Source organism: Monashia sp. HAY1-2A (assembly GCF_056755315.1).
Genome location: NZ_JBNDHY010000868.1, coordinates 1 through 230, shown reverse-complemented (window position 1 = coordinate 230; position 230 = coordinate 1). Strand labels below are relative to the sequence as shown.

Below are 230 nucleotides of genomic sequence, written 5' to 3'. Positions count from 1 at the left end.
CGATGAGACTGCCGTTCCGCTCGTAGAGATCGGGATGCGCTTCGCAGAGGTAACTCAGAAGCAGGTCGAGACATTCCTGCTGAGCGGCGTCGGTGCCTTCTTCAGCGACGAAAATTTCATGCCGGCGGGTTTCAGCTAGGAGCTGTTTTTCGCCGAGATAGCGCGGCAGATCACCGTTCGGCTCGATCCAGCGGCCGATGTCGAGCGGCAAGAGGCCGATGGTGAAGGGC

1 protein-coding gene is annotated in these 230 nt (G+C 60.0%); it reads right to left on the bottom strand.

Annotated elements, in window-relative coordinates; genetic code table 11:
* Nucleotides 1–211: heme-dependent oxidative N-demethylase subunit alpha family protein (locus ACPYOM_RS24245; protein WP_481347941.1), on the bottom strand; the 211-nt coding region annotated here is incomplete at its 3' end.
* Nucleotides 212–230: the final 19 nt, after the last annotated feature.